Annotated in this window: 23 protein-coding genes; all 23 read left to right on the plus strand. The window is 60.7% G+C overall.

The features are described from left to right. Nucleotides 1-15: 15 nt before the first annotated feature. The 23 genes from KW838_RS16905 (at nucleotide 16) to fliI (ending at nucleotide 25,499) form a co-directional block, all read left to right on the plus strand. On the plus strand, nucleotides 16-744 hold the full coding sequence (locus KW838_RS16905; RefSeq protein ID WP_218501858.1) for a cephalosporin hydroxylase family protein: 729 nt from the start codon (nucleotides 16-18) through the stop codon (nucleotides 742-744). A 53-nt stretch (nucleotides 745-797) separates the two neighbouring features. After that, nucleotides 798-3,722 carry a TIGR00180 family glycosyltransferase gene (locus KW838_RS16910; RefSeq protein ID WP_218501859.1) on the plus strand — a complete coding sequence of 975 codons (2,925 nt, stop codon included), beginning with the start codon at nucleotides 798-800 and terminating at the stop codon, nucleotides 3,720-3,722. Nucleotides 3,723-3,856: 134 nt separating this feature from the next. Then, entirely contained in the window at nucleotides 3,857-5,047 is a 1,191-nt protein-coding gene (gene pseC / locus KW838_RS16915) for a UDP-4-amino-4,6-dideoxy-N-acetyl-beta-L-altrosamine transaminase (protein ID WP_102699447.1), read from the plus strand. Further along, nucleotides 5,047-5,667 carry a pseudaminic acid biosynthesis-associated methylase gene (locus KW838_RS16920; protein WP_102699446.1) on the plus strand — a complete coding sequence of 207 codons (621 nt, stop codon included), beginning with the start codon at nucleotides 5,047-5,049 and terminating at the stop codon, nucleotides 5,665-5,667. The genes pseC and KW838_RS16920 overlap by 1 nt, the downstream gene beginning before the upstream one ends. Then, nucleotides 5,664-6,371 carry a pseudaminic acid cytidylyltransferase gene (gene pseF, locus KW838_RS16925; protein ID WP_102699445.1) on the plus strand — a complete coding sequence of 236 codons (708 nt, stop codon included), beginning with the start codon at nucleotides 5,664-5,666 and terminating at the stop codon, nucleotides 6,369-6,371. Before KW838_RS16920 ends, pseF begins: the two co-directional genes overlap by 4 nt. Beyond that, nucleotides 6,368-7,873 (plus strand): UDP-2,4-diacetamido-2,4,6-trideoxy-beta-L-altropyranose hydrolase, encoded by a 1,506-nt coding sequence (pseG, locus tag KW838_RS16930; protein WP_218501863.1) that lies wholly within the window; start codon nucleotides 6,368-6,370, stop codon nucleotides 7,871-7,873. Before pseF ends, pseG begins: the two co-directional genes overlap by 4 nt. Beyond that, a complete protein-coding gene (pseI, locus tag KW838_RS16935; protein WP_218501867.1) occupies nucleotides 7,866-8,918 on the plus strand; it encodes a pseudaminic acid synthase in 1,053 nt (350 codons plus the stop codon). Before pseG ends, pseI begins: the two co-directional genes overlap by 8 nt. Before the next feature lie 227 nt (nucleotides 8,919-9,145). Next, nucleotides 9,146-10,072, plus strand: coding sequence for a ketoacyl-ACP synthase III (locus KW838_RS16940; protein WP_015096262.1), 927 nt, complete (start codon nucleotides 9,146-9,148; stop codon nucleotides 10,070-10,072). 91 nt (nucleotides 10,073-10,163) lie between these two features. Further along, on the plus strand, nucleotides 10,164-11,456 hold the full coding sequence (locus tag KW838_RS16945) for a motility associated factor glycosyltransferase family protein (RefSeq protein WP_218501869.1): 1,293 nt from the start codon (nucleotides 10,164-10,166) through the stop codon (nucleotides 11,454-11,456). Beyond that, complete coding sequence (locus KW838_RS16950) at nucleotides 11,453-11,719, plus strand: hypothetical protein (protein WP_102699441.1); 267 nt, start codon at nucleotides 11,453-11,455, stop codon at nucleotides 11,717-11,719. Before KW838_RS16945 ends, KW838_RS16950 begins: the two co-directional genes overlap by 4 nt. Nucleotides 11,720-11,963: 244 nt before the next feature. Beyond that, nucleotides 11,964-12,815, plus strand: coding sequence for a flagellin domain-containing protein (locus tag KW838_RS16955; RefSeq protein WP_102699440.1), 852 nt, complete (start codon nucleotides 11,964-11,966; stop codon nucleotides 12,813-12,815). A 72-nt stretch (nucleotides 12,816-12,887) separates the two neighbouring features. Further along, nucleotides 12,888-13,241: a flagellar protein FlaG gene (locus KW838_RS16960; protein WP_102699439.1), complete on the plus strand. Its 354-nt coding sequence runs from the start codon at nucleotides 12,888-12,890 to the stop codon at nucleotides 13,239-13,241. An 83-nt stretch (nucleotides 13,242-13,324) separates the two neighbouring features. Then, complete coding sequence (gene fliD, locus KW838_RS16965) at nucleotides 13,325-14,761, plus strand: flagellar filament capping protein FliD (protein ID WP_102699438.1); 1,437 nt, start codon at nucleotides 13,325-13,327, stop codon at nucleotides 14,759-14,761. A 129-nt stretch (nucleotides 14,762-14,890) separates the two neighbouring features. Beyond that, on the plus strand, nucleotides 14,891-15,286 hold the full coding sequence (fliS, locus tag KW838_RS16970; RefSeq protein ID WP_102699437.1) for a flagellar export chaperone FliS: 396 nt from the start codon (nucleotides 14,891-14,893) through the stop codon (nucleotides 15,284-15,286). Between the two features lie 10 nt (nucleotides 15,287-15,296). Continuing rightward, complete coding sequence (locus tag KW838_RS16975) at nucleotides 15,297-15,593, plus strand: flagellar protein FliT (RefSeq protein WP_218501872.1); 297 nt, start codon at nucleotides 15,297-15,299, stop codon at nucleotides 15,591-15,593. Nucleotides 15,594-15,765: 172 nt separating this feature from the next. Then, the gene (locus KW838_RS16980) at nucleotides 15,766-17,241 is read left to right on the plus strand and encodes a sigma-54 dependent transcriptional regulator (protein ID WP_102699435.1); all 1,476 of its coding nucleotides are present in this window, start codon (nucleotides 15,766-15,768) and stop codon (nucleotides 17,239-17,241) included. Between the two features lie 128 nt (nucleotides 17,242-17,369). Then, nucleotides 17,370-18,575 (plus strand): ATP-binding protein, encoded by a 1,206-nt coding sequence (locus KW838_RS16985; RefSeq protein WP_218501894.1) that lies wholly within the window; start codon nucleotides 17,370-17,372, stop codon nucleotides 18,573-18,575. Nucleotides 18,576-18,580: 5 nt separating this feature from the next. Continuing rightward, nucleotides 18,581-19,960, plus strand: coding sequence for a sigma-54 dependent transcriptional regulator (locus tag KW838_RS16990; protein WP_218501874.1), 1,380 nt, complete (start codon nucleotides 18,581-18,583; stop codon nucleotides 19,958-19,960). A gap of 246 nt (nucleotides 19,961-20,206) precedes the next feature. Then, the gene (gene fliE, locus KW838_RS16995; protein ID WP_008021337.1) at nucleotides 20,207-20,533 is read left to right on the plus strand and encodes a flagellar hook-basal body complex protein FliE; all 327 of its coding nucleotides are present in this window, start codon (nucleotides 20,207-20,209) and stop codon (nucleotides 20,531-20,533) included. A 16-nt stretch (nucleotides 20,534-20,549) separates the two neighbouring features. Further along, complete coding sequence (fliF, locus tag KW838_RS17000) at nucleotides 20,550-22,337, plus strand: flagellar basal-body MS-ring/collar protein FliF (RefSeq protein ID WP_218501875.1); 1,788 nt, start codon at nucleotides 20,550-20,552, stop codon at nucleotides 22,335-22,337. After that, nucleotides 22,330-23,349: a flagellar motor switch protein FliG gene (fliG, locus tag KW838_RS17005; RefSeq protein WP_007983391.1), complete on the plus strand. Its 1,020-nt coding sequence runs from the start codon at nucleotides 22,330-22,332 to the stop codon at nucleotides 23,347-23,349. Before fliF ends, fliG begins: the two co-directional genes overlap by 8 nt. Nucleotides 23,350-23,353: 4 nt before the next feature. Continuing rightward, nucleotides 23,354-24,151, plus strand: coding sequence for a flagellar assembly protein FliH (fliH, locus tag KW838_RS17010; protein WP_102699431.1), 798 nt, complete (start codon nucleotides 23,354-23,356; stop codon nucleotides 24,149-24,151). After that, on the plus strand, nucleotides 24,141-25,499 hold the full coding sequence (fliI, locus tag KW838_RS17015; RefSeq protein ID WP_218501876.1) for a flagellar protein export ATPase FliI: 1,359 nt from the start codon (nucleotides 24,141-24,143) through the stop codon (nucleotides 25,497-25,499). Before fliH ends, fliI begins: the two co-directional genes overlap by 11 nt. The last annotated feature ends 2 nt before the right edge of the window (nucleotides 25,500-25,501 follow it).

Here is a 25,501-nt window from a genome sequence, read left to right on the forward strand (position 1 = left end):
TCCGGAGAGTCTGTAATGAACCCCCATGAGCAGTTTTGTGAAGAAGTAAAAGACAACATCAAAGGCCTGCAAAAGGACACCGCGCTGCAAGCGGCATCGCAGGACTGGATCAATACCACCGCCAAGCACAAGTACACCTACAACTTCAGCTGGATGGGCCGCCCGATCATCCAGTTTCCCCAGGACATGCTCGCCATGCAGGAGATCATCTGGTCGCTGCGTCCGGACATCATTGTCGAGACCGGTATCGCCCACGGTGGCTCGCTGGTGTTTTATGCCTCGATGCTGGAGCTGATCGGCCATGGCGAAGTGCTGGGCATCGACATCGATATCCGCCAGCACAACCGTGAGGCGATCGAAGCGCACCCGATGAGCAAGCGGATCCAGATGATCCAGGGTTCAAGTATCGATCCGGCGATCGTCGATCAGGTCCGCCAGCGTGTCGAAGGCAAGAAAGTGCTGGTGGTCCTGGACTCCAATCACACCCACGAGCACGTCCTTGAAGAGCTGCGGGCCTACGCGCCGATGACCTCGGTGGGCAGCTACTGCGTGGTGATGGATACCGTGGTGGAAGACATGCCGGAAGACGCCTTCCCGAACCGTCCGTGGGGCAAGGGCGACAACCCTAAAACCGCGGTATGGGCCTACCTGAAAGAAAACCGCGATTTTGAAATCGACCAGGCCATTCACAGCAAGTTGCTGATCACCGTCGCACCGGATGGCTATCTGCGTCGCGTGCGGTAATCGACAAGACATCGTTGGGTTTTTACGGCGACTCGCCGGTTGTGGGGAAATATATGCAAGGCAAGAACAGCTCTGAACACGGTGCGGCACTTCACGAACAGTTGACCGTGGTACTGATGTCTCACGAACGACCGGCCTTTTTGCGCAGGGCGGTACGTTTCTACAGCGGCTTGCCTTGCAGGATCCTGGTGCTGGACTCTTCGACCGACGCTCAGCCAGGCATGGCCGGGCAGTACGTGAATGTGGATTACCGGCATGTACCTCAGTACGGGTACTGGGGGGTGCGCGCCAAACTGGCCTTCGGCGTGGAGCAAGTGACCACGCCGTTCATGGTGTTCGCCGCCGACGATGACTTCCATGTGCATGACGCCCTGCGCGAGGCGGTTGCCTTCATGGCGGCCAATCCCGACTACGCCCTGTGCCACGGCTACAGCATGATGTACCTGGCGCTGGCCAACAGCGTCAGCTACTACCGCCGTGACAAGAAGGTCTGCGAGGACTATTGCGCCGAGCACACCCAGGACCGCGTACTGGAATACATGCACCAGTACCTGCCACCTTTCTATGCCGTACAGCGCACATCGCTGGTGCGTGACTGGTACCAGGTCCTGCCGCACGAAACGTCTTTCCAGTGGCAGGAAGTCGGTCACACCTATTACATGCTGGCGCGGGGCAAGGCGCGGATTCTGCCGATCCCGTATATCGTGCGTGAGATGAACTACGGGTACTCCGACCACAACACCGAGATCTACCACTCGCTGGCGCATACCGACACCAAAACGGTTGCCGAGCGTGAGGCGTTTGCCGTTTTTCTCGCTGGGCTGCCGACGCAGATTCAGGAGCAGGATGCCGAGCAGGGCAAGCAGTTTGCGCTGCAAAGCTTTGAAGCCCTGGCTGACGGCCTGCGTACAGGCCGGGCGCTGACCACCGAGCTGATTATCGACTCCGTCTGGGCGAACGTAGAGAAAGGCCCTGAGCGCCGTTTCGGGCCCAAGCAATATGTCGAAATGCCGTTCTACAACCAGGCGTTTTTCGATCAGTTGACCCAGTTCGAGTTCCTGTTGCACGCCATGCCGGCTGGCCGCGTCCAGCTCAAAGGCCTGGAGGGCGTCTGGACGCGGCAACAGAGCCTGATGCTGGCGCGTAACAACGACACGCCGGAAAGTGTGGTCGACCGTTTGTGGCAAGCCCACGACAGCAACGTGTTCAACCGCACGGTGGTCAAGCGCCTGGCGGCACAGCTCGAACTGCTGGGCGAAGACGAAGAAGCACAGGCCATGACTGACTGGGCCGCGCGTCTTGAGGCGGTGTCGGTCGAAGGCAACCGTGGGACATTCGACAGGATGCTCTCCGGTCGCCTGCTCAAATGGCTCGCGCCCCGCCAGCCTGATGCTGACGAAACGGAGTCGATCGCCCAATACCTGGCGGCCAACGACGGTGGTCCACAGTTCGGGATCTTCCTGCTGGACCTGGATAACGATATCGACAAGCTGCAAGTCTCTCTCGACAGCCTGCTTGAAGGTCACGGCAAGGCATTCAGGATTGTGATCTTCACCACCGGTGAAGCACCGGCGGCGACCACGGCGCAGAACACCTTGCACTTTGTCCGTGTCACGCAAAGCAACTATGTCGACAAACTGAACCAGAGTGCTCATCAGTCGCCTTGCGACTGGTTGATGCTGGCTGAAGCCGGCGACGAGTTCACCGCCGGCGGCCTGTTGCGCGCCAGCCTGGAACTGCTGTCTGACACGCAATGCCGCGCCGTCGCCACCGACGAAATCCAGCGCACCGCCGAAGGCGCGCTGGTGGATGTATTCCGTCCGGGTTTCAACCTGGATTTGCTGCAAAGCCTGCCGGCCCTGATGGCGCGTCACTGGCTGATCCGTCGGGAAGTGTTCATCGAAGTCGGCGGCTACCAGCCTGACTTCAGCAAGGCGCTGGAGTTCGACTTGCTGCTGCGCATCATCGAGCAGGGCGGCCTCAACGGGCTGGCCCACCTGGATGAACCGCTGGTGATTGCCCGGGCTCCGGTACTGGAAGAAAACGCCGATGAACGCCTGGCGTTGTTGCGCCACCTGGGCAATCGTGGCTACAAGGCCAAGGTCACCTCGACGGTGCCGGGCACCTGGCAGATCGACTACCGCCACAGCGAACGCCCGCTGGTGTCGATCATCCTGCCGGCCGGGGATGACCTGGCGGCGTTGCAACAGTGCCTGCAAGCCGTGTTGCTGCGCACCCGCTACATCCAGTACGAAGTGCTGATCGCGCTCAACCCGAATCAGTCGGCCGAGGTCAACGATTGGCTGGGTACCTACCAGCATCCGAAAGTCAGCGTACTGCGTGCCGACCGGACCCTGAGCGATGTGGCGTTGTACAACGCTGCCAGCCAGCAGGCGCGGGGCGAGTACCTGGTGCTGTTGGCCGCCGACAGTGAAGTGGTCAACCCGAACTGGCTGGAGTCGCTGCTCAATCACGCCCAGCGTCCGGAGGTCGGCGTGGTGGGGCCGAAGTTGATCGACCGCGACGGCAAGGTCACCCAGGCCGGCCTGATCCTTGGCATGAACGGTGGTGTGGGCTCAGCCTTTGTCGGAGAAAAACACGACGCCGAAGGTTACCTGCACCGGTTGGCGCTGGAGCAGAACTACTCGGCGGTGTCGAAGGTGTGCCTGATGGTGCGTAAAGCGTTGTTCGACGAGCTGGACGGTCTGGACGGAGTGACGTTCGCCGACGGCTTGAGCGACGTCGATCTGTGCCTCAGAGCCGGTCAGGCCGGTTACCTCACCGTGTGGACGCCGCTGGTACAGGTCATTCATTCGGGTGAAGTGCCACAGCTGCCGCAGGCCCTCGATGCATTGCGTGACAAGTGGGCGGCAGCCTTTGCCCAGGACCAGGCCTATAACGCCAATCTGGCCTTGAGCGGCAAAGGCTTTGCCCTGGGCGAAGCTGCCCCGGTGAACTGGGTTCAGTTGCTCGGCTAGGCCCGGCGAACAGTGATAAGGATTCAAGGCATGTCCAACGGAACATCGATTTTCATCTCAGGCGGCACCGGTTCGTTCGGGCGTCATTTCGTCCGTACTTTGCCGGACAAGCTCGTCCATGCCTGGTTGCCAGCATGATTCCTTACGCTCGGCAAAGCCTCGATCAGGCGGACATCGACGCCGTGGTCAGCGTCCTGCAGTCTGACTGGCTGACCCAGGGGCCGACCATCGAGCGCTTCGAGCGGGCGATGGCCGAGCGCTGCGAAGCTGATTTTGCCGTGGCAGTGTGCAATGCCACGGCGGCCCTGCACATCGCTTGCCTGGCGGCCGGACTCGGCCCGGGCGACTGGCTGTGGACGACACCGAACACCTTTCTCGCCTCGGCAAACTGTGGTCGCTACTGCGGTGCCGAGGTGGATTTTGTCGATATCGACCCGCTGACCTGGAACCTCGATGCCGGTGCGCTGGCTGTCAAGCTGGAGCGGGCCGAGCGTGAAGGCAGGCTGCCGAAAGTGCTCGTGGCCGTGGCGTTCTCGGGGCAGAGTTGCGACATGCGCAGGATTGCCGCACTGGCCAAGCGCTATGGCTTTACGGTGATCGAAGACGCGGCCCATGCCGCCGGTGCCTCCTACGCCGGGCGCCCGGTGGGGTGCGGCGAGTTTGCCGCGATGACCGTGTTCAGCTTTCACCCGGTGAAGATCATCACCAGTGCCGAGGGCGGCATGGTCATGACCAATTGCCCGGAACTTGCCGAGCGTTTGCAACGCCTGCGTAGCCACGGCATGACCCGGGATCCGCAGCAAATGACCGGGCCCAGCCACGGTCCCTGGTATTACGAGCAGGTGGAACTGGGGTTCAATTACCGCATTACCGACCTGCAAGCGGCCCTTGGCTTGTCGCAGTTGAACAAACTGGATGAGTTTATCGAGCGTCGGCGTGAACTGGCGGCGCGATATGACCGCATGCTGGCGTATCTGCCGTTGACACTACCCGGTGCACAACCTGAGGCCGAGTCGTCCTGGCACCTGTATGTGGTGCGGCTGCAACTCGATCAGATCACGCTCACCCATCGTGAGGTGTTCGAGGGATTGCGGGCCGCCGGGATTGGGGTGAACCTGCACTATATTCCCGTGCATTTGCAGCCTTACTACCGTGACCTGGGGTTCGCCGAAGGTGATTTCCCGCAGGCTGAGCGTTATTACGCCGAAGCCATCAGCTTGCCGTTGTATCCGTTGCTCAGCCATGAGCAGCAGGACTATGTGGTCGAGCAGATGCAGCAACTGATTGAAATCATCCAGCCATTGCGACGTGTGGGAAATGTGTGATGCGTGAACTGACTGAGCAGGAGGCTTTCTGGCAGGGTGAATTCGGCAACCAGTACGTTGACCGCAATCTCGGACAGCCGCTGGTGGCGGCCAACCTGGCGCTGTTCGCCAAGGCACTGACACGGGTCGGGCGCCTCGACAGCCTGTTGGAACTGGGCACCAATGCCGGTAACAACCTGCAGGCTCTGCACCAGCTGTTGCCGCGCTGCGAGTTGTTCGGCGTGGAGATCAATGCCAATGCGTGCGCCGCTGCCAAGGCATTGGGTATTGCCCACCTCTGGCACGGCTCGCTGTTCGATTTCCCGCGCGAGCGCACCTTCGACCTGACCCTGAGCAAAGGCGTACTGATTCACCTGGCGCCGGAGTTGCTGCCGGCTGCGTACGCGCAACTGTATGAGCTGAGCCAGCGCTACATATTGATCGCCGAGTACTACAACCCGGCGCCGGTCGAGGTTCCGTATCGCGGCAACAGCGGCAAGTTGTTCAAGCGCGATTTTGCCGGTGAAATGCTCGATCGCTATGACGACCTGCGACTGCTCGATTACGGTTTTGGCTACCACCGCGATCCACAATTCCCGGTGGATGACATTACCTGGTTTGTCCTGGAAAAACGCCGTTGAACAACGTCGCCATCATCCCGGCCCGCGGTGGCAGCAAACGCATACCGCGCAAGAACCTCAAGCCGTTCGCCGGTGTGCCGATGATTGCCCGCTCGATTCGGGTGGCCCTGGAGTCCGGGCTGTTTGCCCGCGTGGTGGTCAGTACCGATGACGAGGAAATCGCCGGGCTGGCGCGGGACTGTGGCGCTCAGGTGCCCTTCATGCGCCCGGCAGAACTGGCCGACGACTTCACGGGTACCGCCGCGGTGATCGCCCATGCCCTGCAAGCATTGCGCGAACAGGGGGATGATTTTGATCGCGCCTGTTGCATCTACGCGACCGCACCGTTGTTGCAATCGCGATTTCTTGTCCAGGGGCTGAGCCTGCTGGAACAGCATCCCGACAAGTCTTTTGCATTTTCGGTGTGCGACTTCGGTTTTCCGGTTCAGCGGGCCCTGACCCTTGATGAGCAGGGTGCCCTGACGGCGCTGTACCCGCAGTATCGTGATACCCGCTCCCAGGACCTGCCGAGCGCCTATCAGGACGCCGGGCAGTTCTACTGGGGGCGCAGCGATGCCTGGCTGCGTGGCGAGGTGCTGTATTCACCGTACAGCCTGCCGGTCATCCTGCCGCGGCATCTGGTGCAGGACATCGACACACCGCAGGACTGGACGCGTGCGGAGTACCTGTATGCCGCGCTCAAGGCCGGAGGTGAGCTGCAATGAGAGTGCTGATTCGTTCTGACGCCTCGCCGACCATCGGCAGTGGCCATATCGCGCGCTGCCTGTGCCTGGCCCGTGTTTTGCGCCGGCAGGGCAGTCATGTGGCTTTCGCCTGTCGCCTGCTGCCGGGGCATCGGCTGGAGGCACTGCGGGCCGAAGGTTTCGAAACCTTTGAACTGCCCGAGCGCTACAGCGACGAAGACCCGGAGCAAGCCATCGAATCCATGTTGCCCTGGCAGGCGGACATCGCCGCACTCGCGCCGTTGCTGGAACACCAGCCGGCGTTCGACTGGATCATTGTCGACCACTACGGCCTCGATCATCACTGGCAGACCGCCGCCCGGCGCTTTGCGCCACGGATCGCCGTGGTCGATGACCTCGCCACGCGGACCTACAGCGCCGACCTGTTGCTGAACCAGAATCTCTCGGGTACGCCAGAGGCTTATACCTCGCTGCTGGCGCCCGGCTGCCGGACTTTGTTCGGTCCGCGGTTCGCCATGTTGCGCGACGAGTTCTGTTGCCCGGCCATCGAGATCAAGCCACGGGCTCGACGTGTACTGGTGAATTTTGGCGGGTTTGACGCGGCCATGCAGACTCATCATGCAATGCTGGCGCTGGCGGACTTTCCCGAGCTGGAAGTCGATTTTGTTGCCGGTGCGGGTAATCCGGCCTGGGCGCAGATGCAGGCATTGGCGGCCAGTCGCCCGCATTGGCGCCTGCACAGTTTTGTCAGCGACTTTTATCGATTGATGAGCGAAGCCGACCTGTTTGTCGGGGCGGGAGGCGGCACCAGTTGGGAGCGGGCGGCCATGGGGTTGCCGACGATTTGCATTGCCGTATCGAACAACCAGCAGGCCAACGGCGAGGTCATGGCGGCCGCGGGCGCTCATGTGTTCATGGGGGCGCGCGAACACGTCAGTGTCGAGCAACTGCGCCTGGCCATCGGCTTTGTCGCGGGTAACCAGGGTTTGCGCCAGAGCCTGGCGCAGCAATCGCGACAACTGGTCGATGGCCGGGGTGCGCAGCGGGTGGCGGCTGCACTGGCGGGAGCGGTGCTGAGGATGCGACCGGCGACCCAGGGGGATGCGCAACTCTTGTTCGACGGGCGCAATGCCGAGGCCGTGCGCCGCTGGTCGCTGGAGACCGGTGTGATCGAATGGTCGGCGCATCAAAACTGGCTGACGGCGAGCCTGAGCAATGCCCGGCGGCTGTTGCTGATTGCCGAGGCTGATGACGGCCCGGTCGGTGTGCTGCGCTATGACCTGCGTGGCTTTACCGCCGAAGTGTCGATTTATCTGTTCGAAGGCCGGTTCGGCCTGGGCTGGGGCAGGGCGCTGCTGGCCCGTGGAGAATCTGTTGTGAAAGCCCACTGGCCGGAACTGGAGTCGCTCAGCGCCCAGGTCATGCCCGCTAACCAGCCGTCGCTGAAGGTCTTTCGCGAAGCCGGTTTTACCCAGAGTGACTGCGCGTTCACGCGCGTATTGAAGGATCACGCAGATGACTAGCTTCAAGATTGGCGAGCGCCTGATCGGTGTCGATGCACCGCCCTTCATCATTGCCGAGATGAGCGGCAACCATAACCAGTCCCTGGACATGGCGCTGCAAATTGTCGAGGCCGCGGCCAGGGCCGGTGCCCATGCGTTGAAGCTGCAGACCTACACGGCCGACACCATGACCCTGGACCTGGCCGAGGGCGAGTTTTTCATCAAGGATCCGAATAGCCTGTGGGCCGGTACTTCGCTGTACGCGCTGTACGAAAAGGCCCACACACCCTGGGAATGGCATGCGCCGATCTTCGCGCGGGCCAAAGAGCTGGGCCTGCTGGCGTTCTCCACGCCATTCGATGAGAGCGCCGTGGACTTTCTCGAAAGCCTCGACGTGCCGGCCTACAAGATCGCCAGTTTCGAAAACACCGACCTGCCGCTGATCCGCCGGGTCGCCGCGACGGGCAAGCCGCTGATCATTTCCACCGGCATGGCCAGCATCGCCGAGCTCGATGAAACCGTGCGCGCCGCCCGCGAGGCCGGGTGCAAGGACCTGGTGCTGCTCAAATGCACCAGCACCTATCCGGCATCACCGGCGAACAGCAACGTGCGCACGATTCCTCATCTGCGCGAGTTGTTCGATTGCCAGGTGGGGCTGTCCGATCACTCCATGGGCGTCGGTGTGTCCGTGGCGGCGGTGGCGCTGGGCGCAACGGTGGTGGAAAAGCATTTCACCCTCGAGCGTGCGGCCGGTGGCGTCGATGCCGCTTTCTCGCTGGAACCCGCTGAGCTGGCCAGCCTGGTGATTGAAACCGAACGCGCCTGGCAAGCCATGGGGCACGTGCATTACGGCGTCAGCGAGGCTGAGCGGCCATCCCTGGTGTACCGTCGATCGCTGTATGTCACCCGGGACATGGAGGCCGGCGAGCCCTTCAATGCGACCAACCTGAGAGCCATCCGTCCGGGGCTCGGGCTGGCGCCCAAGCATGCCCCAAGCCTGCTGGAACGCCGTGCCCGTCAGGCCATCAAGCGTGGAACCGCGCTGGATTGGTCGTTGGTCGAATAACCCATAAGCGGGGTGAATCGGCAAAATAGAGTGACCTGCGAGTCATAACGCGCATCTTCACTGTATTGTATTGACCGGGAAGATGGCGCCTGACCCCTTTATCGGGTTCAGTGATAGCCCTTTGCGCTTCCCGGCCGTCGCCCCAGGGTGACGGAAATCCAGGTTTGTCGGCGCCCCTCGATTCCTGCGAGTGGTGGTATTGGGCTGTTTATTATTGGGAAGCCGTAATGATTGGCATAAAAAGCATTGCGAGCTACGTTCCTGTAGCCGGCGTGGACAATTACGCACAAGGTGCAAAATTCGAGAAGGATGAAGAGTTCATCCTGGGCAAGATCGGTTCGGCTTTCCTGCCGCGCAAGGGCGTTGATCAGGAAACTTCCGATCTGTGCGTTGAAGCGGCCAATGCGCTGTTTGCCAGCAACCCTGATCTGAAACGTGAATCCATCGATGCGTTGATCGTCGTCACCCAGAACGGTGACGAAGAAGGCCTGCCGCACACCGCGGCCATCGTCCAGGACAAGCTCGGCCTGCCGACCAACGTCGCCGCGTTCGATATTTCCCTGGGCTGTTCCGGTTACGTCTACGGCATCTATGCGATCAAGGGCTTCATGGAGGCCGCGGGCCTGAAGAACGGCCTGCTGATCACTGCCGACCCGTATTCGAAGATCGTCGACCCGGAAGACCGCAACACCACCATGTTGTTCGGCGATGCCGCCACCGCCACCTGGATGGGTGAAGACCCTACCTGGGCACTGGGCAAGGCCAAGTTCGGCACCGACGGTTCCGGCGCTCCGCACTTGAAAGTCACCGACGGCGTGTTCTTCATGAACGGCCGCCAGGTATTCAACTTCGCACTGCTCAAGGTGCCGGCGCATTTGCATGAGTTGCTCGGCGAATCGCAACTGAGCGCAGACGACATCGATGCGTTCTGCATTCACCAGGGCAGCGCGGCGATTGTCGATGCGGTCGCACGGCGCTTCGAGGAATGCCCGCAGAAGTTCATCAAGGACATGGTCGAGACCGGTAACACGGTATCGTCGAGCATTCCATTGCTGCTGGAAAAGCATATTCTCGATTCCGAATGGAAGCGCGTTGCGCTCAGCGGTTTCGGAGTGGGGCTGTCGTGGGGCTCGGCGATCATCTATCGCCCTTGAGTGAAGGTCTTTTCATAAAAAAGGCCGGTACAAAAAAGCGCCCAAGGGTTAACCTTGAGCGCTTTTTTGCTTGTAAGGAATGCGAGGTAGCATGAGCGAATTTTTTGCAGACAATGCTCAGGTTATCCAGCGGCGCTGGCCGTCGTTGTATGCGCGGTTGAAAACGGAAGATCGCCTGGCCGTCGAGGTCAATCTGATCGAGGGGCGTGACTCGACATTGTGCGTGGGCGGCATCCAGCTCACCAGCCGTCATGATCGTCTGCACGAAGCGCGCCTGCAGGCCGCCAGCCTCCCGCTCGACAAGCCACAGCTGCACGTTTACGGCACCGGTTTCGGCGATTTGCCTTGCGTTCTGCTCGAGCGCACCGGGCTTGAAAAGCTCTACGTCCATATTCTCAACGGCGCACTGTTCGCGCTGGTGTTGCAACTGATCGACCAGCGCCAATGGCTGGGCGATCCGCGCGTGCAACTGTTGTATGCCGGCGATATGTCGGACATCTGCACGCCGTTTTTTGCGTTGCCGGCCGAAATGCTGCTGGCCGATGACTTCAGTGCGAAGATTCGTGATCGCCTGGTCAGCGAAGTGCACCTGAGTTTCAACAATCGTGATTTCGACCCGCAGTCGCCGGTCATTGTGCAGCGCTTGCACGATACCCTCGACGTGCTGTTGGCCGATGATGATGTGGCGCAGCTGTTTGGCACCTGTCCCGAGCGTGAAATCTATGTGATCGGCACAGGGCCAAGCCTTGAAGGGAATTTCGAGCGCCTGGCCGCCGTGCGCAATCAAGCAGCGCGCCCGCTGTTCATCAGTGTCGATACCGCCTACAGACCCCTTCGCGAGCACGGGATAAAACCTGACCTGGTCGTGAGCATCGACCAGCGCATCAGTGTGCTGCACTTGCCGGGCGAGGGCTCCGACGGCATTCCGCTGGTGTACTTGCCGTTGAGCGATCCAGCCATGCTCAAGGCCTGGCAAGGCAAGCGTTATGGCGGTTACTCGGCCAGCCCTGTCTACGCCGCGTTGCGTGAGCAACACCCGCGCGGGCAGCTCTACGTCAGCGGCAGCGTGATCCATCCTGCAGTCGATCTGGCCGTGAAGATGGGTGCGCAACGCATCACGCTGTTCGGTGCCGATTTCTCCTTCCCCATGAACAGGACCCATACCGGCTGGAGCGATGGTGACCTGGGGCCGCCAGTGAACCAGGCCAGGCACTGGGTGCACGATGGTCATGGGCAGAAGGTCAAGACGCAGCTCAATTTCCGCAGCTACCTGTGCGAGCTCGAGCGTTACATCGCCAGGCATCCCGAGGTGCTTTTTTTCAATAGCAGTCGGGCTGGGGCAATGATTGCCGGTACGCAGTTCAATCAGGATTTCGTGCAATGAAGTCGCTAGTGAAAGGCATCGACGGCAGCCGGCAGTGCGCGGGATTGTTTCGCCTGGGGCGTGATGTCGAAGCGGCCTTGATCATGGTTGATCTGTTCGATGAGACGCAGCGCCTGTTTGCGCGGGCGCCCCAGGATGTTCAGAAGGCCTGGGCCTTGATGCTCAGGCAAATGCTCGACTGCCAGGAGCGCCAGGATTGGTTGGGGCTCGCTGACTTCATGGAATATGAGTTGGTCGATTTGCTGGAAAGCCTGCCGGCCTGAATGGGCGGCGACGGCTTTGGCACGGGCCTTTGTGGGCCGGACAGTTTTATGGCGTCATTTTTTTACGGTTGAGGGGGCGCTAAGCCCTTGTTTTCTCGGGAGTGGCAGGGTGATGGCAATTTTTTTTAAAAAAGCCCTCAAGCAACCTGCCAACCCGACGATAACTATTACGAAGGTTCTCTAGGCCATACCCGGCGGTTGCCAGGGCCGGAAGCCGCAGTACCCAACCAACGAGGAATTCGTCATGGCTTTAACCGTAAACACTAACACCACGTCGCTGGGCGTTCAGAAAAACCTGAACCGTGCTACCGATGCACTTTCGACCTCGATGCAGCGTCTGTCTTCCGGCCTGAAAATCAACAGCGCCAAGGACGACGCCGCCGGCCTGCAGATCGCAACCCGCATGGCTGCACAGATCCGTGGTGGTACCCAGGCAATCCAGAACGCCAACGACGGTATCTCCGTTGCCCAGACCGCTGAAGGCGCTCTGCAGGCTTCGACCGACATTCTGCAGCGTATGCGTGAACTGGCTGTTAAAGCACGTAACGGTACCAACAGCACTGCTGACCAGACCGCTACCAACTCCGAATTCGCTCAGATGTCTGACGAGATCACTCGTATCTCTGCTTCGACCAACCTGAACGGCAAAAACCTGCTGGACGGTTCCGCTGGCACCATGCAGCTGCAAGTTGGCGCCAACACTGGTTCGGCCAACCGCATCGACCTGGTACTGAGCTCCAAGTTCGACGCCGTTTCCCTGTCCGTAGGCAGTGGTACTGTTGTTCTGACCGGTGCAACTTCCGCCACCCTGTCGGCCAACATCGACAACGCGATCACCGCTATCGACGCTGCTCTGGCATCGATCAACGCCACCCGCGCAAACCTGGGTGCTTCGCAAAACCGTCTGACCAGCACCATCTCCAACCTGCAGAACATCGTGGAAAACACCACGGCTGCACAAGGCCGTGTTCAAGACACCGACTTCGCCGCAGAAACCGCGAACCTGACCAAGCAGCAAACCCTGCAACAGGCTTCTACCTCGGTTCTGGCACAGGCCAACCAACTGCCTTCCGCTGTACTGAAGCTGCTTCAGTAATTTCGGAATGAGTTTGAGCGGGGGAGTGTGCTTGCACGCTTTCTCGCTTTTTTACGTTAAGAGGTGATGGGCATGGAGATGAGCGTAAAGCTTGGCGTGTCTTATCCGGCTCCCCAGCCAGCGAGCACCGTCACGGACAAGGCGCCGGAAAAGCCCAAGGCCGTCAGCGTGGCTGCGGAGGCGGACAAGAAGCCGGACAAGGATGACACCCATCTGAAGCAGGCGGTGCAGCAGATCGAAAAGTTTGTACAGTCGATCAAGCGCAACCTGGAGTTCTCGATCGACGAGCAATCCGGAAAGGTCGTCGTCAAAGTGATTGCAAGCGAAACGGGCGAAGTCGTACGACAGATTCCCTCCGCAGAGGCCCTCAAGCTGGCAGAGAGCCTGAGCAATGCGAGCCACGTATTGTTCGACGCCAAAGTCTGATAGCTGGCATGAATAGTGTTTGTACGTTCTTTGGACGCAGGTAAAGGTCAAAAGAGTGGCAGCAACCTGAAGGGAGACTAAAAATGGCAAGTCCAATTTTGCCGGGTACGGGCCTTGGCTCTGGCCTGGATATCGGTGCGATCGTTACTGCGCTGGTCAACGCCGACAAATCGGCGAAACAGACGCAGATCGATACTCAGACCAAAACCAACACGCTGAGGATTTCCGGTGTCGGTTCCCTGAAAAGCGCACTGACGGCCTTTCAGACGGCGCTGACCAATCTCGGCAGCAAGACCAATCCTGCGTTTGCGGGTTTTAGCGCAACTTCGGGTACCCCGTCGATCCTGGGGGTGACTTCCGACAACACCGCCGTTGCCGGCAGCTACAGCATTGTTGTGAATAACCTGGCCACCAGCTCGAAAGTAGCCAGTGCTTCTTTTGCCGGCGGTGCCGCCAGTGCCATTCCGAGTGGTACTCTGAAAATCAGTCAGAATGGCACTGATTACGATGTCACGATTCCGGCCAATGCGACCTTGCAGAGCACCCGCGATGCCATCAACTCTGCGCAGGCGAGCAATGGTATTTCCGCCAACATCGTGACCGACAGCACGGGTGCGTCGCGACTGGTGATCAGCTCCAGCAAGACCGGCGCGGGTTCCGACCTGGTGGTCAGCGGTATCGCCGGCCTTGAAATCGATGGTACCCAGCCGATGGGCAGCAACCCTTCGGCTTCCAGCTCCGGGGCCGTCAACGGGATTGCGGTGGACGCATCGTTGACCATCGACGGCCTGGCAGTGACCAGCAAGAGCAATACGGTGACCGGTGCAGTCAGTGGCCTGACCTTGAACCTGGCGTCCGCCAGCACCGGTACGCCGCCGGCTGCCGCGACCGTCACTGTCGCGACCAACACCACCGGTTTACAGACATCGATCCAGTCGTTCGTTGATTCCTACAACACCCTGATGAACACCATCAATTCCCTGTCCAAGGCGACGGCGGATGCCGATGGCAAGCTGACGGTCCAGGCGGCGTTTACCGGTGACTCGATGCCTCGCGCACTGATTTCCGATATTCGCGGCGTACTGACGGCTCCGGGGGCGGGCGGTCCATTGGCCGTGCTGTCGCAGCTCGGCGTGATGACGGACGAAAAAACCGGCAACCTGGCGTTCAACTCGACGACGTTCAACAAGGCGATGACCACTGGCGGCATGAGTGGCCAGGTGCAGCAGTTGTTCAACGGTACCAATGATACCAACGGCCTTCTGGCGCGCATGGGCGCTGCCATCAAGCCTTACGTATCGACGGGCGGGTTGCTGGATCAGCGCAATACCAACCTGCAGAGCCTCTCCAAGAACCTTACGAACCAGCAGTTGGCGCTGGACTTGCGTGTCGCCAACATGACCAAGACGTTGACCGCCAAATACAACGCAATGGACCTGCTGGTCGGGCAAATGAAAGCGACGGCGACGAGCATCACCTCGTTCTTCACGACCTTGAACGCCCAGAAGTCCAACAGCTAGTCATGAGCTGACGACAAAAACCCGGCTACGCCTTTTCGCGTGTGCCGGGTTTTTGTCTTTTGATCTAAAGTTTTCCGGTGCGCAGACGATACACTGGTCATACGAGTCATTGTGGTAATGAGGTAGAACATGAATCCAATGTTAGCCCTTCGGCAGTATCAGAAAGTGGGTGCGCACGCCCAGACGTCCGAAGCGAGTCCGCATCGTTTGGTGCAAATGCTCATGGAAGGTGGCCTGGACCGCATTGCGCAGGCCAAAGGCGCCCTGGAGCGCAAGGATGTTCCCGGCAAGTGTGTATCGATCAGCAAGGCGATCGGCATCATCGGTGGCTTGCGTGAAGGCCTGGATCTTGAAAATTGCGCCGATACCGTGGGCGAACTCAACAGTCTCTACATTTACATGATGAAGCGCCTGGCCGAGGCAAACATCAGCAGTGATCCGAAGATTCTCGATGAGGTCGCGGGCTTGCTGCGCACGGTGAAAGAAGGCTGGGACGGCATTGCTGAGCCAGGGCCGCAGTTCTAAGGAGATCGCCATGAGTCTTGTATTGCAGCGAATAGAACACACTCGTGAAGCGCTGGTCGGTGCCCTGGCCGAGCGCAACTGGGAGGCTATCGGTCAATTGGACCTGGATTGCCGTTCCTGCATGGAAGATGTCTTGAGCGAGGCTTCGCTGGACGAGGAGGTTCTGCGCAGCAATCTTGAGGAGCTGCTGTATGTCTACAAGCAGCTGCTTGAGGTGGCGATGGGGGAGAGGCAGGCGATAGTCGACGAAATGTCTCAGATCCAGCAAGCGCGGAACGCGGCAAAGGTTTACCATCTGTTTGGTTAATTAACCCCAAGTTAATCCAGACATGTGCGCCATAAATTTGACTGTGCACGGTTTTTTGACTTAACTAGTGGCTGGTTCCAGAATTCAGTCGTCTTCAGGCATATCAGGCCTGCAAGCGTTTAGCTTGCCCCAGCATTTTGGGCATTGAGTTGACTAGGGAAGTTGCTATTGCATGTGGCGTGAAACCAAAATTCTGCTGATTGATGACGATAGCGTCCGCCGCCGCGACCTGGCGGTGATTTTAAATTTTCTCGGCGAAGAAAATTTACCCTGCGGTAGCCATGACTGGCAGCAGGCTGTCGGCTCTTTGTCGTCAAGTCGTGAAGTAATCTGTGTCCTGATCGGGACGGTCAATGCTCCTGGTGCACTACTGGGCTTGCTAAAGACACTCTCGACCTGGGATGAGTTCCTTCCGGTTTTGTTAATGGGCGATAATTCTTCCATTGACCTGCCGGAGGACCAGCGTCGCCGGGTGCTTTCGACCCTCGAAATGCCGCCCAGCTACAGCAAGTTGCTCGATTCGCTGCACCGTGCCCAGGTCTATCGCGAGATGTATGACCAGGCCCGCGAGCGCGGTCGTCATCGCGAACCCAATCTTTTCCGCAGTCTTGTCGGCACCAGCCGGGCGATCCAGCACGTCCGCCAGATGATGCAGCAAGTCGCCGATACCGATGCCAGCGTGCTGATCCTCGGTGAGTCCGGCACCGGCAAGGAAGTGGTTGCGCGTAACCTGCATTACCATTCCAAGCGCCGCGAAGCGCCGTTCGTGCCGGTCAACTGCGGGGCGATCCCGGCCGAGTTGCTGGAAAGCGAATTGTTCGGTCATGAGAAGGGCGCCTTCACCGGCGCAATCACCAGCCGTGCCGGTCGATTCGAGCTGGCCAATGGCGGCACCCTGTTCCTCGATGAAATCGGCGACATGCCGCTGCCGATGCAGGTCAAGCTGCTGCGCGTATTGCAGGAGCGCACCTTCGAGCGCGTGGGCAGCAACAAGACCCAGAGCGTCGACGTGCGCATCATTGCCGCGACCCACAAGAATCTCGAAAGCATGATCGAGATCGGCACCTTCCGCGAAGACCTGTACTACCGCCTGAATGTGTTCCCGATCGAGATGGCGCCGCTGCGAGAGCGCGTCGAGGACATTCCGCTGCTGATGAACGAGCTGATCTCGCGCATGGAGCACGAGAAGCGCGGTTCGATCCGTTTCAACTCGGCGGCGATCATGTCGCTGTGCCGGCATGGCTGGCCGGGCAACGTCCGTGAACTGGCCAACCTGGTGGAGCGCATGGCGATCATGCATCCATACGGCGTGATCGGTGTGGTCGAACTGCCGAAGAAATTCCGCTACGTCGACGATGAAGACGAGCAAATGGTCGACAGCCTGCGCACCGATCTGGAAGAGCGCGTGGCCATCAACGGCCATACCCAGGACTTCACCGCCAACGCCATGTTGCCGCCGGAGGGCCTGGACCTGAAGGACTACCTCGGTGGCCTGGAGCAAGGGTTGATCCAGCAGGCGCTGGATGATGCCAACGGCATCGTGGCGCGCGCGGCTGAGCGCCTGCGTATTCGTCGTACCACGCTGGTGGAAAAGATGCGCAAGTACGGCATGAGCCGTCGTGATGGAGACGAACAGGCGGATGATTGACGCCTGTTTTTCAACCCATTCATTTATAGGAAGTTTTTTTTAGGCATGGGTATTGCTTTGTCCCTCGCAACGTTCCGTTTCACTGACGGTCAGCCAAGCGAGAGAGCACAATGCCCCCATCCGCCCAGATATCTCCTGCCTCAGATGCTTTTGGGGATGCTTCGCGGCAACCGTCGTCCGTAGAGCATGCGAGCCGTCTGGGCCTTGAGCAGGCATTCGCGCTGTTCAATCAGATGTCCAGTCAGTTGACCGATTCCTACAGCATGCTTGAAGCCCGGGTCACCGAGCTCAAGGGTGAACTGGCGGTGGTCAGCGCTCAGCGCATGCAGGAGCTGGCGGAAAAAGAACGCCTGGCCAACCGCCTGCAAAATCTCCTTGATCTGTTACCCGGCGGTGTCATCGTCATCGACGCCCAGGGCATCGTGCGCGAAGCCAATCCGGCGGCGTGCGAGTTGCTGGGCCTGCCGCTGGAAGGTGAATTGTGGCGCCACGTCATTGCCCGCTGTTTTGCGCCGCGCGAAGACGATGGCCATGAGGTCTCCCTCAAGGATGGCCGGCGTCTGTCGATCGCCACGCGCTCGCTGGACGCTGAGCCTGGCCAGTTGGTGTTGCTCAATGACCTGACCGAAACCCGCCATCTGCAGGATCAATTGGCTCGTCATGAGCGTCTGTCGTCGTTGGGGCGCATGGTCGCGTCCCTGGCTCATCAGATACGCACGCCGTTGTCCGCCGCGTTGCTGTACGCCAGTCATTTGACCGAACAAGCGCTGCCGGTCGCTACCCAGCAGCGCTTTGCCGGACGTCTCAAGGAACGCCTGCACGAGCTCGAGCACCAGGTGCGCGACATGCTGGTGTTTGCTCGTGGCGAGTTGCCGCTGACCGACCGCATAACCCCTGGCCAACTGATGCAATCGCTGCAGGCGGCCGCACTGACCCACGTGCAGGATCTGCCGATCCGCTGGCAGTGCGACAGTCATTCGGGGGAGTTGCTGTGCAATCGCGACACCCTGGTCGGCGCGATCCTCAACCTGATCGAGAACGCCATTCAGGCCGGTGCCGGTCAATTGCGCCTGAAGATTCACCTCTACACCCGCGGCAACACCCTGCGCCTGTGTGTCAGTGACAGTGGCTCGGGTATCGATGCCGCGGTTCTGGCGCGATTGGGCGAACCCTTTTTTACCACCAAGACCACCGGTACAGGTCTTGGTCTGACCGTGGTCAAGGCGGTGGCGCGTGCGCATCAGGGAGAATTGCAGCTGCGTTCGCGGCTCGGTCGCGGCACTTGCGCGCAGGTGATCCTGCCGCTGTTCAGCAACGCTCAGGGAGCGGAGTGACATAGATGGGCATCAAGGTTCTGTTGGTCGAGGACGACCGTGCGTTGCGCGAGGCACTGGCTGATACGCTGTTGCTCGCGGGGCACGATTACAAGGCGGTGGGTTCGGCGCAAGAGGCGCTGGTAGCTGTCGGCGGCGAGTCTTTCAGCCTGGTGATCAGCGACGTCAACATGCCAGGCATGGACGGCCACCAGTTGCTGGGCCTGCTGCGAGCGCGACAGCCGCAGTTGCCGGTGTTGCTGATGACGGCTCACGGCGCGGTCGAGCGTGCGGTCGATGCGATGCGCCAGGGGGCGGCGGACTACCTGGTCAAGCCATTCGAGCCCAAGGCGTTGCTTGATCTGGTGGCGCGCCATGCACTGGGCAGTCTTGGCCTGGCCGAAGGTGAGGGGCCGGTAGCGTTCGAGCCCGCGAGCGCGCAGTTGCTCGAGCTGGCGGCGCGGGTTGCGCGCAGTGATTCCACGGTGTTGATCTCGGGTGAATCGGGTACGGGCAAGGAGGTGCTGGCACGTTACATCCATCAGCATTCTCATCGCGCCAGTCAGCCGTTCATTGCGATCAACTGCGCAGCGATCCCGGACAACATGCTCGAAGCGACCTTGTTCGGTCACGAGAAGGGTTCCTTTACCGGCGCCATTGCCGCGCAAGCCGGCAAGTTCGAGCAGGCCGACGGCGGCACCCTGCTGCTCGACGAAATTTCCGAGATGCCCCTGGGGCTCCAGGCCAAATTGCTGCGCGTGCTGCAGGAGCGCGAGGTCGAGAGGGTTGGTGCGCGCAAACCGATCGCGCTGGATATTCGCGTGGTCGCAACCACCAATCGCGACCTGGCGGGTGAAGTGGCGGCAGGGCGCTTTCGCGAAGACCTCTATTATCGCCTGTCGGTGTTTCCGCTGGCCTGGCGTCCGCTGCGCGAGCGTACCGCTGACATTCTGCCGTTGGCCGAGCGCCTGTTGGCCAAGCACGTCAATAAGATGAAGCATTCGGCTGCCAGGCTGTCGCCCGAGGCTCAGGCGTGCCTGATCGGTTATCCGTGGCCAGGCAATGTGCGTGAACTGGATAACGCGATTCAGCGCGCGCTGATTTTGCAACAGGGCGGTCTGATCCAGCCGCAGGACTTCTGCCTGGACGGGCCGGTGGCCTGCGCTCCGTTGTCTGTGTCGGTTCCGGTGCGGCCTGTGGAGGTCGAGTCCGAGTCGGCCGGTGCGTTGGGTGATGACCTGCGTCGCCGGGAGTTCCAGATGATCATCGATACCCTGCGCGCCGAGCGCGGTCGGCGCAAAGAGGCGGCCGAGCGCCTGGGGATCAGCCCGCGAACCCTGCGCTACAAGCTGGCGCAGATGCGCGATGCCGGCATGGATGTGGAAGCGTATTTATTCGCCACCTGACCGCTAGCCCGCGCCTGGGCCCTGTAGGAGCGAGCCTGCTCGCGATGGTCGTTAACGATAACGCGGGGTTTCAGGATAAACACGTTGTTCTCGGGTCCATCGCGAGCGAGCTCGCTCCTACAGAAGATCGCGAGCTGATGAAGGCGTTTTGTTCCGCGTGGCCATGGAGCTGGCACCCTTGTTGCTAACACCTCATAACCCGCCGAGTGAGTGTCAAAAAATTGCGGGTCGTCAAAGAGAGAGACCATGAGCCAAGGTATTGAATTCAATCGGTTGATGCTGGATATGCGCGCCATGCAAATGGATGCCATGTCTGCGCCGAAATCGACTGCCGTCCCTGAAGTGGCGGGCAGCAGCTTTTCCGACATGCTCGGCCAGGCCGTCAATAAAGTGAACGACACCCAACAGGCTTCCACTCAGTTGGCCAGCGCCTTCGAAATCGGCAAAAGCGGCGTCGACCTGACAGACGTGATGATTTCCTCGCAGAAGGCCAGTGTGTCATTCCAGGCGTTGACCCAGGTGCGCAACAAGCTGGTACAGGCCTACCAAGACATCATGCAGATGCCGGTTTAAAGGACGAGATTGAGTCATGGCAGAAGCAGTCGCCGATAATGTTCCGGCCAAGGCCACTCCAATAGACGGCAAACCGCCGCTGTTCGGGTTGTCCTTCCTGGAAAACCTCTCCGAGATGACCATGTTGCGTCAGGTGGGCCTGTTGGTCGGTCTGGCGGCGAGCGTGGCGATTGGTTTTGCCGTGGTGTTGTGGTCTCAACAGCCGGACTACCGGCCTCTGTACGGCAGCCTTGCCGGCATGGACGCCAAGCAGGTCATGGATACCCTGGCCTCCGCCGATATTCCGTACACCGTCGAACCCAATTCCGGTGCCTTGCTGGTCAAGGCCGAGGACCTGTCCCGTGCGCGACTCAAGCTCGCGGGCGCTGGTGTCACTCCCAGCGACGGCAACATCGGTTTTGAAATCCTCGACAAGGAACAGGGGCTGGGCACCAGCCAGTTCATGGAAGCGACCCGCTATCGTCGTGGCCTCGAAGGCGAACTGGCCCGCACCATTTCCAGCCTGAACAACGTCAAGGGTGCCCGCGTGCACCTGGCGATCCCGAAGAGTTCGGTGTTCGTGCGCGACGAGCGCAAACCGAGCGCTTCGGTGTTGGTTGAACTCTATTCCGGTCGCTCCCTCGAGCCAGGCCAGGTCGTGGCGATCATCAACCTGGTGGCGACCAGTGTTCCCGAACTCAGCAAGTCGCAGATCACCGTCGTCGACCAGAAGGGCAACCTGCTCTCGGATCAGGCGGAGAACTCCGAGCTGACCATGGCCGGCAAGCAGTTCGACTACAGCCGCCGCATGGAAAGCATGCTCACCCAGCGCGTGCACAACATCCTGCAGCCGGTGCTGGGTAACGATCGCTACAAAGCCGAAGTGTCCGCCGATGTGGACTTCAGTGCGGTCGAGTCGACTTCCGAGCAGTTCAATCCGGATCAACCGGCATTGCGCAGCGAGCAGTCGGTGAACGAACAACGTACCGCCAGCAACGGTCCGCAAGGCGTGCCGGGTGCCTTGAGCAACCAGCCGCCATCGCCGGCCTCCGCGCCGCAGACCACGGGCGGCACGCCGGGTGCAGCTGGCATGGTGCAGCCAGGCCAGCCACTGGTTGATGCCAATGGTCAGCAAATCATGGACCCGGCCACCGGCCAGCCGATGCTCGCCCCGTACCCGGCGGACAAGCGTCAGCAATCGACCAGGAACTTCGAACTCGACCGTTCCATCAGCCATACCAAACAACAGCAGGGCCGGTTGAATCGCCTGTCGGTGTCGGTGGTGGTCGATGATCAGGTCAAGATCAACCCGGCCAACGGCGAAACCACCCGGGCGCCGTGGACCGCCGATGAATTGGCGCGCTTCACACGCCTGGTGCAGGACGCGGTCGGCTTCGATGCCAGCCGGGGTGACAGTGTCAGTGTGATCAACATGCCGTTCTCCGCCGAGCGCGGTGAGGTGATTGCCGATATTCCGTTCTACTCCCAGCCGTGGTTCTGGGACATCGTCAAGCAAGTGCTGGGTGTGCTGTTCATTCTGGTGCTGGTGTTCGGTGTGCTGCGTCCGGTGCTCAACAACATCACCGGTGGTGGCAAAGGCAAGCAGCTGGTCGGTATCGGCAGCGACGTCGAATTGGGCGGTATGGGTGGTCTGGATGGCGAACTGGCCAACGACCGTGTCAGCCTCGGTGGCCCGACCAGCATTCTGCTGCCGAGCCCGAGCGAAGGTTATGACGCTCAGTTGAACGCAATCAAGAGTCTGGTGGCTGAAGACCCGGGTCGTGTGGCCCAGGTCGTGAAAGAGTGGATTAACGCAGATGAGTGATAACCGAGCCGTTGCCGCCAAACTGTCCAAGGTCGACAAAGCCGCAATCCTGTTGCTGTCCCTGGGCTCCACCGACGCGGCCCAGGTGCTGCGTCACATGGGCCCCAAAGAGGTTCAGCGCGTGGGGGTGGCCATGGCCCAGATGGGTAATGTGCACCGCGAGCAGGTCGAACAGGTGATGAGCGAGTTCGTCGATATCGTCGGCGACCAGACCAGCCTGGGCGTCGGCTCCGACGACTATGTGCGCAAAATGCTCACCCAGGCCCTGGGCGAAGACAAGGCCAACGGCCTGATCGACCGCATCCTGCTCGGTGGCAACACCAGCGGCCTCGACAGCCTGAAGTGGATGGAGCCGCGCGCCGTCGCCGACGTGATCCGTTATGAGCACCCGCAGATCCAGGCAATCGTGGTGGCCTATCTCGATCCGGACCAGGCCGGTGAAGTGCTCGGCAACTTCGACCACAAGGTGCGACTGGACATCATCCTGCGCGTGTCCTCGCTGAACACCGTGCAACCGGCGGCCCTGAAAGAACTCAACCAGATTCTCGAGAAGCAGTTCTCCGGCAACTCGAATGCCTCGCGCACCACCCTGGGTGGCATCAAGCGGGCGGCGGACATCATGAACTTCCTCGACAGCTCGATCGAAGGCCAGCTCATGGATTCGATCCGCGAAGTCGACGAAGACCTGTCCGGTCAGATCGAAGACCTCATGTTCGTGTTCAACAACCTGGCCGATGTCGACGACCGCGGCATCCAGGCGCTGCTGCGCGAGGTGTCCTCCGATGTACTGGTGCTGGCCCTCAAGGGTTCGGACGAAGGCGTCAAGGAGAAGATCTTCAAGAACATGTCCAAGCGTGCCGCCGAGCTGTTGCGCGACGACCTGGAAGCCAAGGGCCCGGTGCGCGTCAGCGACGTGGAAACCGCGCAGAAGGAAATCCTCACCATCGCCCGCCGTATGGCCGAAGCCGGAGAAATCGTTCTCGGCGGCAAGGGCGGCGAGGAAATGATCTAACACCATGGTCAAGAATGATGATGCACCCACTGACCTGATCCGGGCCAGGGATGTCAGTGGCTTCGATACCTGGGCGCTGCCCAGTTTCGACCCGCCGGAACCCGAGCCGGAACCTGAGCCTGAACCCGAGCCGCCGGAAATGGAGGAAGTGCCGCTGGAGGAAGTCCAGCCACTGACCCTCGAAGAACTCGAAAGCATTCGCCAGGAAGCCTACAACGAAGGTTTCGCGGTGGGTGAGAAGGAAGGTTTCCACAGCACCACGCTCAAGGTCCGCCAGGAAGCCGAAGTGGCCCTGACCGCCAAGATCGCGGCGCTGGAGCAATTGATGACGCACCTGTTCGAGCCCATCGCCGAACAGGACACCCAGATCGAAAAGTCCCTGGTCGACCTCGTGCAGCACATCACCAGACAGGTGATCCAGCGCGAACTGGCCATCGACTCGACGCAGATCGAACACGTCATGCGCGATGCGCTGAAGCTCCTGCCGTTGGGCGTGGGCAATGTGCGGCTGTACATCAACCCGCAGGATTTCGAACAGGTCAAAGCCCTGCGCGAACGCCATGAAGAAACCTGGCGCATCGTCGAAGACGAGTCGTTGTTGCCTGGCGGTTGCCGGGTCGAGACAGAACACAGCCGTATCGACGCCACGGTGGAAACCCGCATCGCGCGGGTGATGGACAAGCTGTTCGACCAGTTGCACGAGCAGGCCCTGCACCCGGCCGCGCCTGACCTGAGCCTGGAACTGCCGGTCGACAGCAAGCCTGCTGCCGCGCCAGAGCCGGATGCACCTGATGCGCCTTGAACGCACCAGCTTCGCCAAACGTCTGGGCAGCTACGCCGAGGCCACGGAACTGGAGGGCGCACCGATCCTCGAAGGCCGCCTGCTGCGCATGGTCGGCCTGACCCTCGAAGCCGAAGGCCTGCGCGCCGCCATGGGCAGCCGCTGCATGGTCATCAATGACGACAGCTATCACCCGGTGCAGGTGGAAGCCGAGGTCATGGGCTTCTCTGGCAGCAAAGTCTTTCTGATGCCGGTCGGCAGTGTCGCCGGCATCGCACCCGGCGCCCGAGTGGTGCCATTGGCGGATACCGGTCGCCTGCCCATGGGCATGAGCATGCTCGGAAGAGTGCTCGACGGTGCCGGTCGCGCACTGGACGGCAAGGGCGGGATGAAGGCCGAAGACTGGGTGCCGATGGACGGCCCGACCATCAACCCGCTCAAGCGCGAGCCGATCAGTGAACCGCTGGACGTGGGCATCCGTTGCATCAACGGCATGTTGACGGTCGGCCGCGGCCAGCGGCTCGGCCTGTTTGCCGGTACCGGTGTCGGTAAATCGGTGTTGCTGGGGATGATGACGCGCTTTACCGAGGCTGACATTATCGTCGTCGGTCTGATCGGTGAGCGGGGGCGTGAGGTCAAGGAGTTCATCGAGCACATCCTCGGTGAAGAAGGACTCAAGCGTTCAGTGGTCGTGGCGTCCCCGGCGGACGATGCGCCGCTGATGCGACTGCGCGCCGCCATGTACTGCACGCGCATCGCCGAATATTTCCGCGACAAGGGCAAGAATGTCCTGTTGCTCATGGACTCCCTGACCCGTTTTGCCCAGGCCCAGCGGGAAATCGCCCTGGCCATCGGCGAACCACCGGCAACCAAGGGCTATCCGCCATCGGTGTTCGCCAAACTGCCGAAACTGGTGGAGCGGGCCGGCAACGCGGAGAAGGGCGGCGGTTCGATCACTGCGTTCTACACCGTGCTGTCCGAAGGCGACGACCAGCAGGACCCGATTGCCGACTCGGCACGGGGTGTACTCGACGGACACATCGTGCTCTCCCGGCGCCTGGCCGAGGAAGGGCATTACCCGGCCATCGATATCGAAGCGTCCATCAGCCGGGTCATGCCGGCGGTGGTGTCGCCGGAGCACATGGCTCGTGCGCAATATTTCAAGCAGCTGTGGTCGCGTTATCAACAGAGTCGCGACCTGATCAGCGTCGGCGCCTATGTCGCCGGCGGCGATCGCGAGACCGACCTGGCGATTTCCCTGCAACCGCAACTGGTCAAATACCTGCGCCAGGGCCTCAACGACAGCATCAGCCTGGGTGAAAGCGAAGCGTATCTCGCCTCGATCTTCGCGCCCGCGGCGGGCGGGTAAGC

Source organism: Pseudomonas sp. PDM27, from assembly GCF_019219205.1.
In the GTDB taxonomy this organism is placed as follows: Bacteria; Pseudomonadota; Gammaproteobacteria; order Pseudomonadales; family Pseudomonadaceae; genus Aquipseudomonas; species Aquipseudomonas laurylsulfatiphila.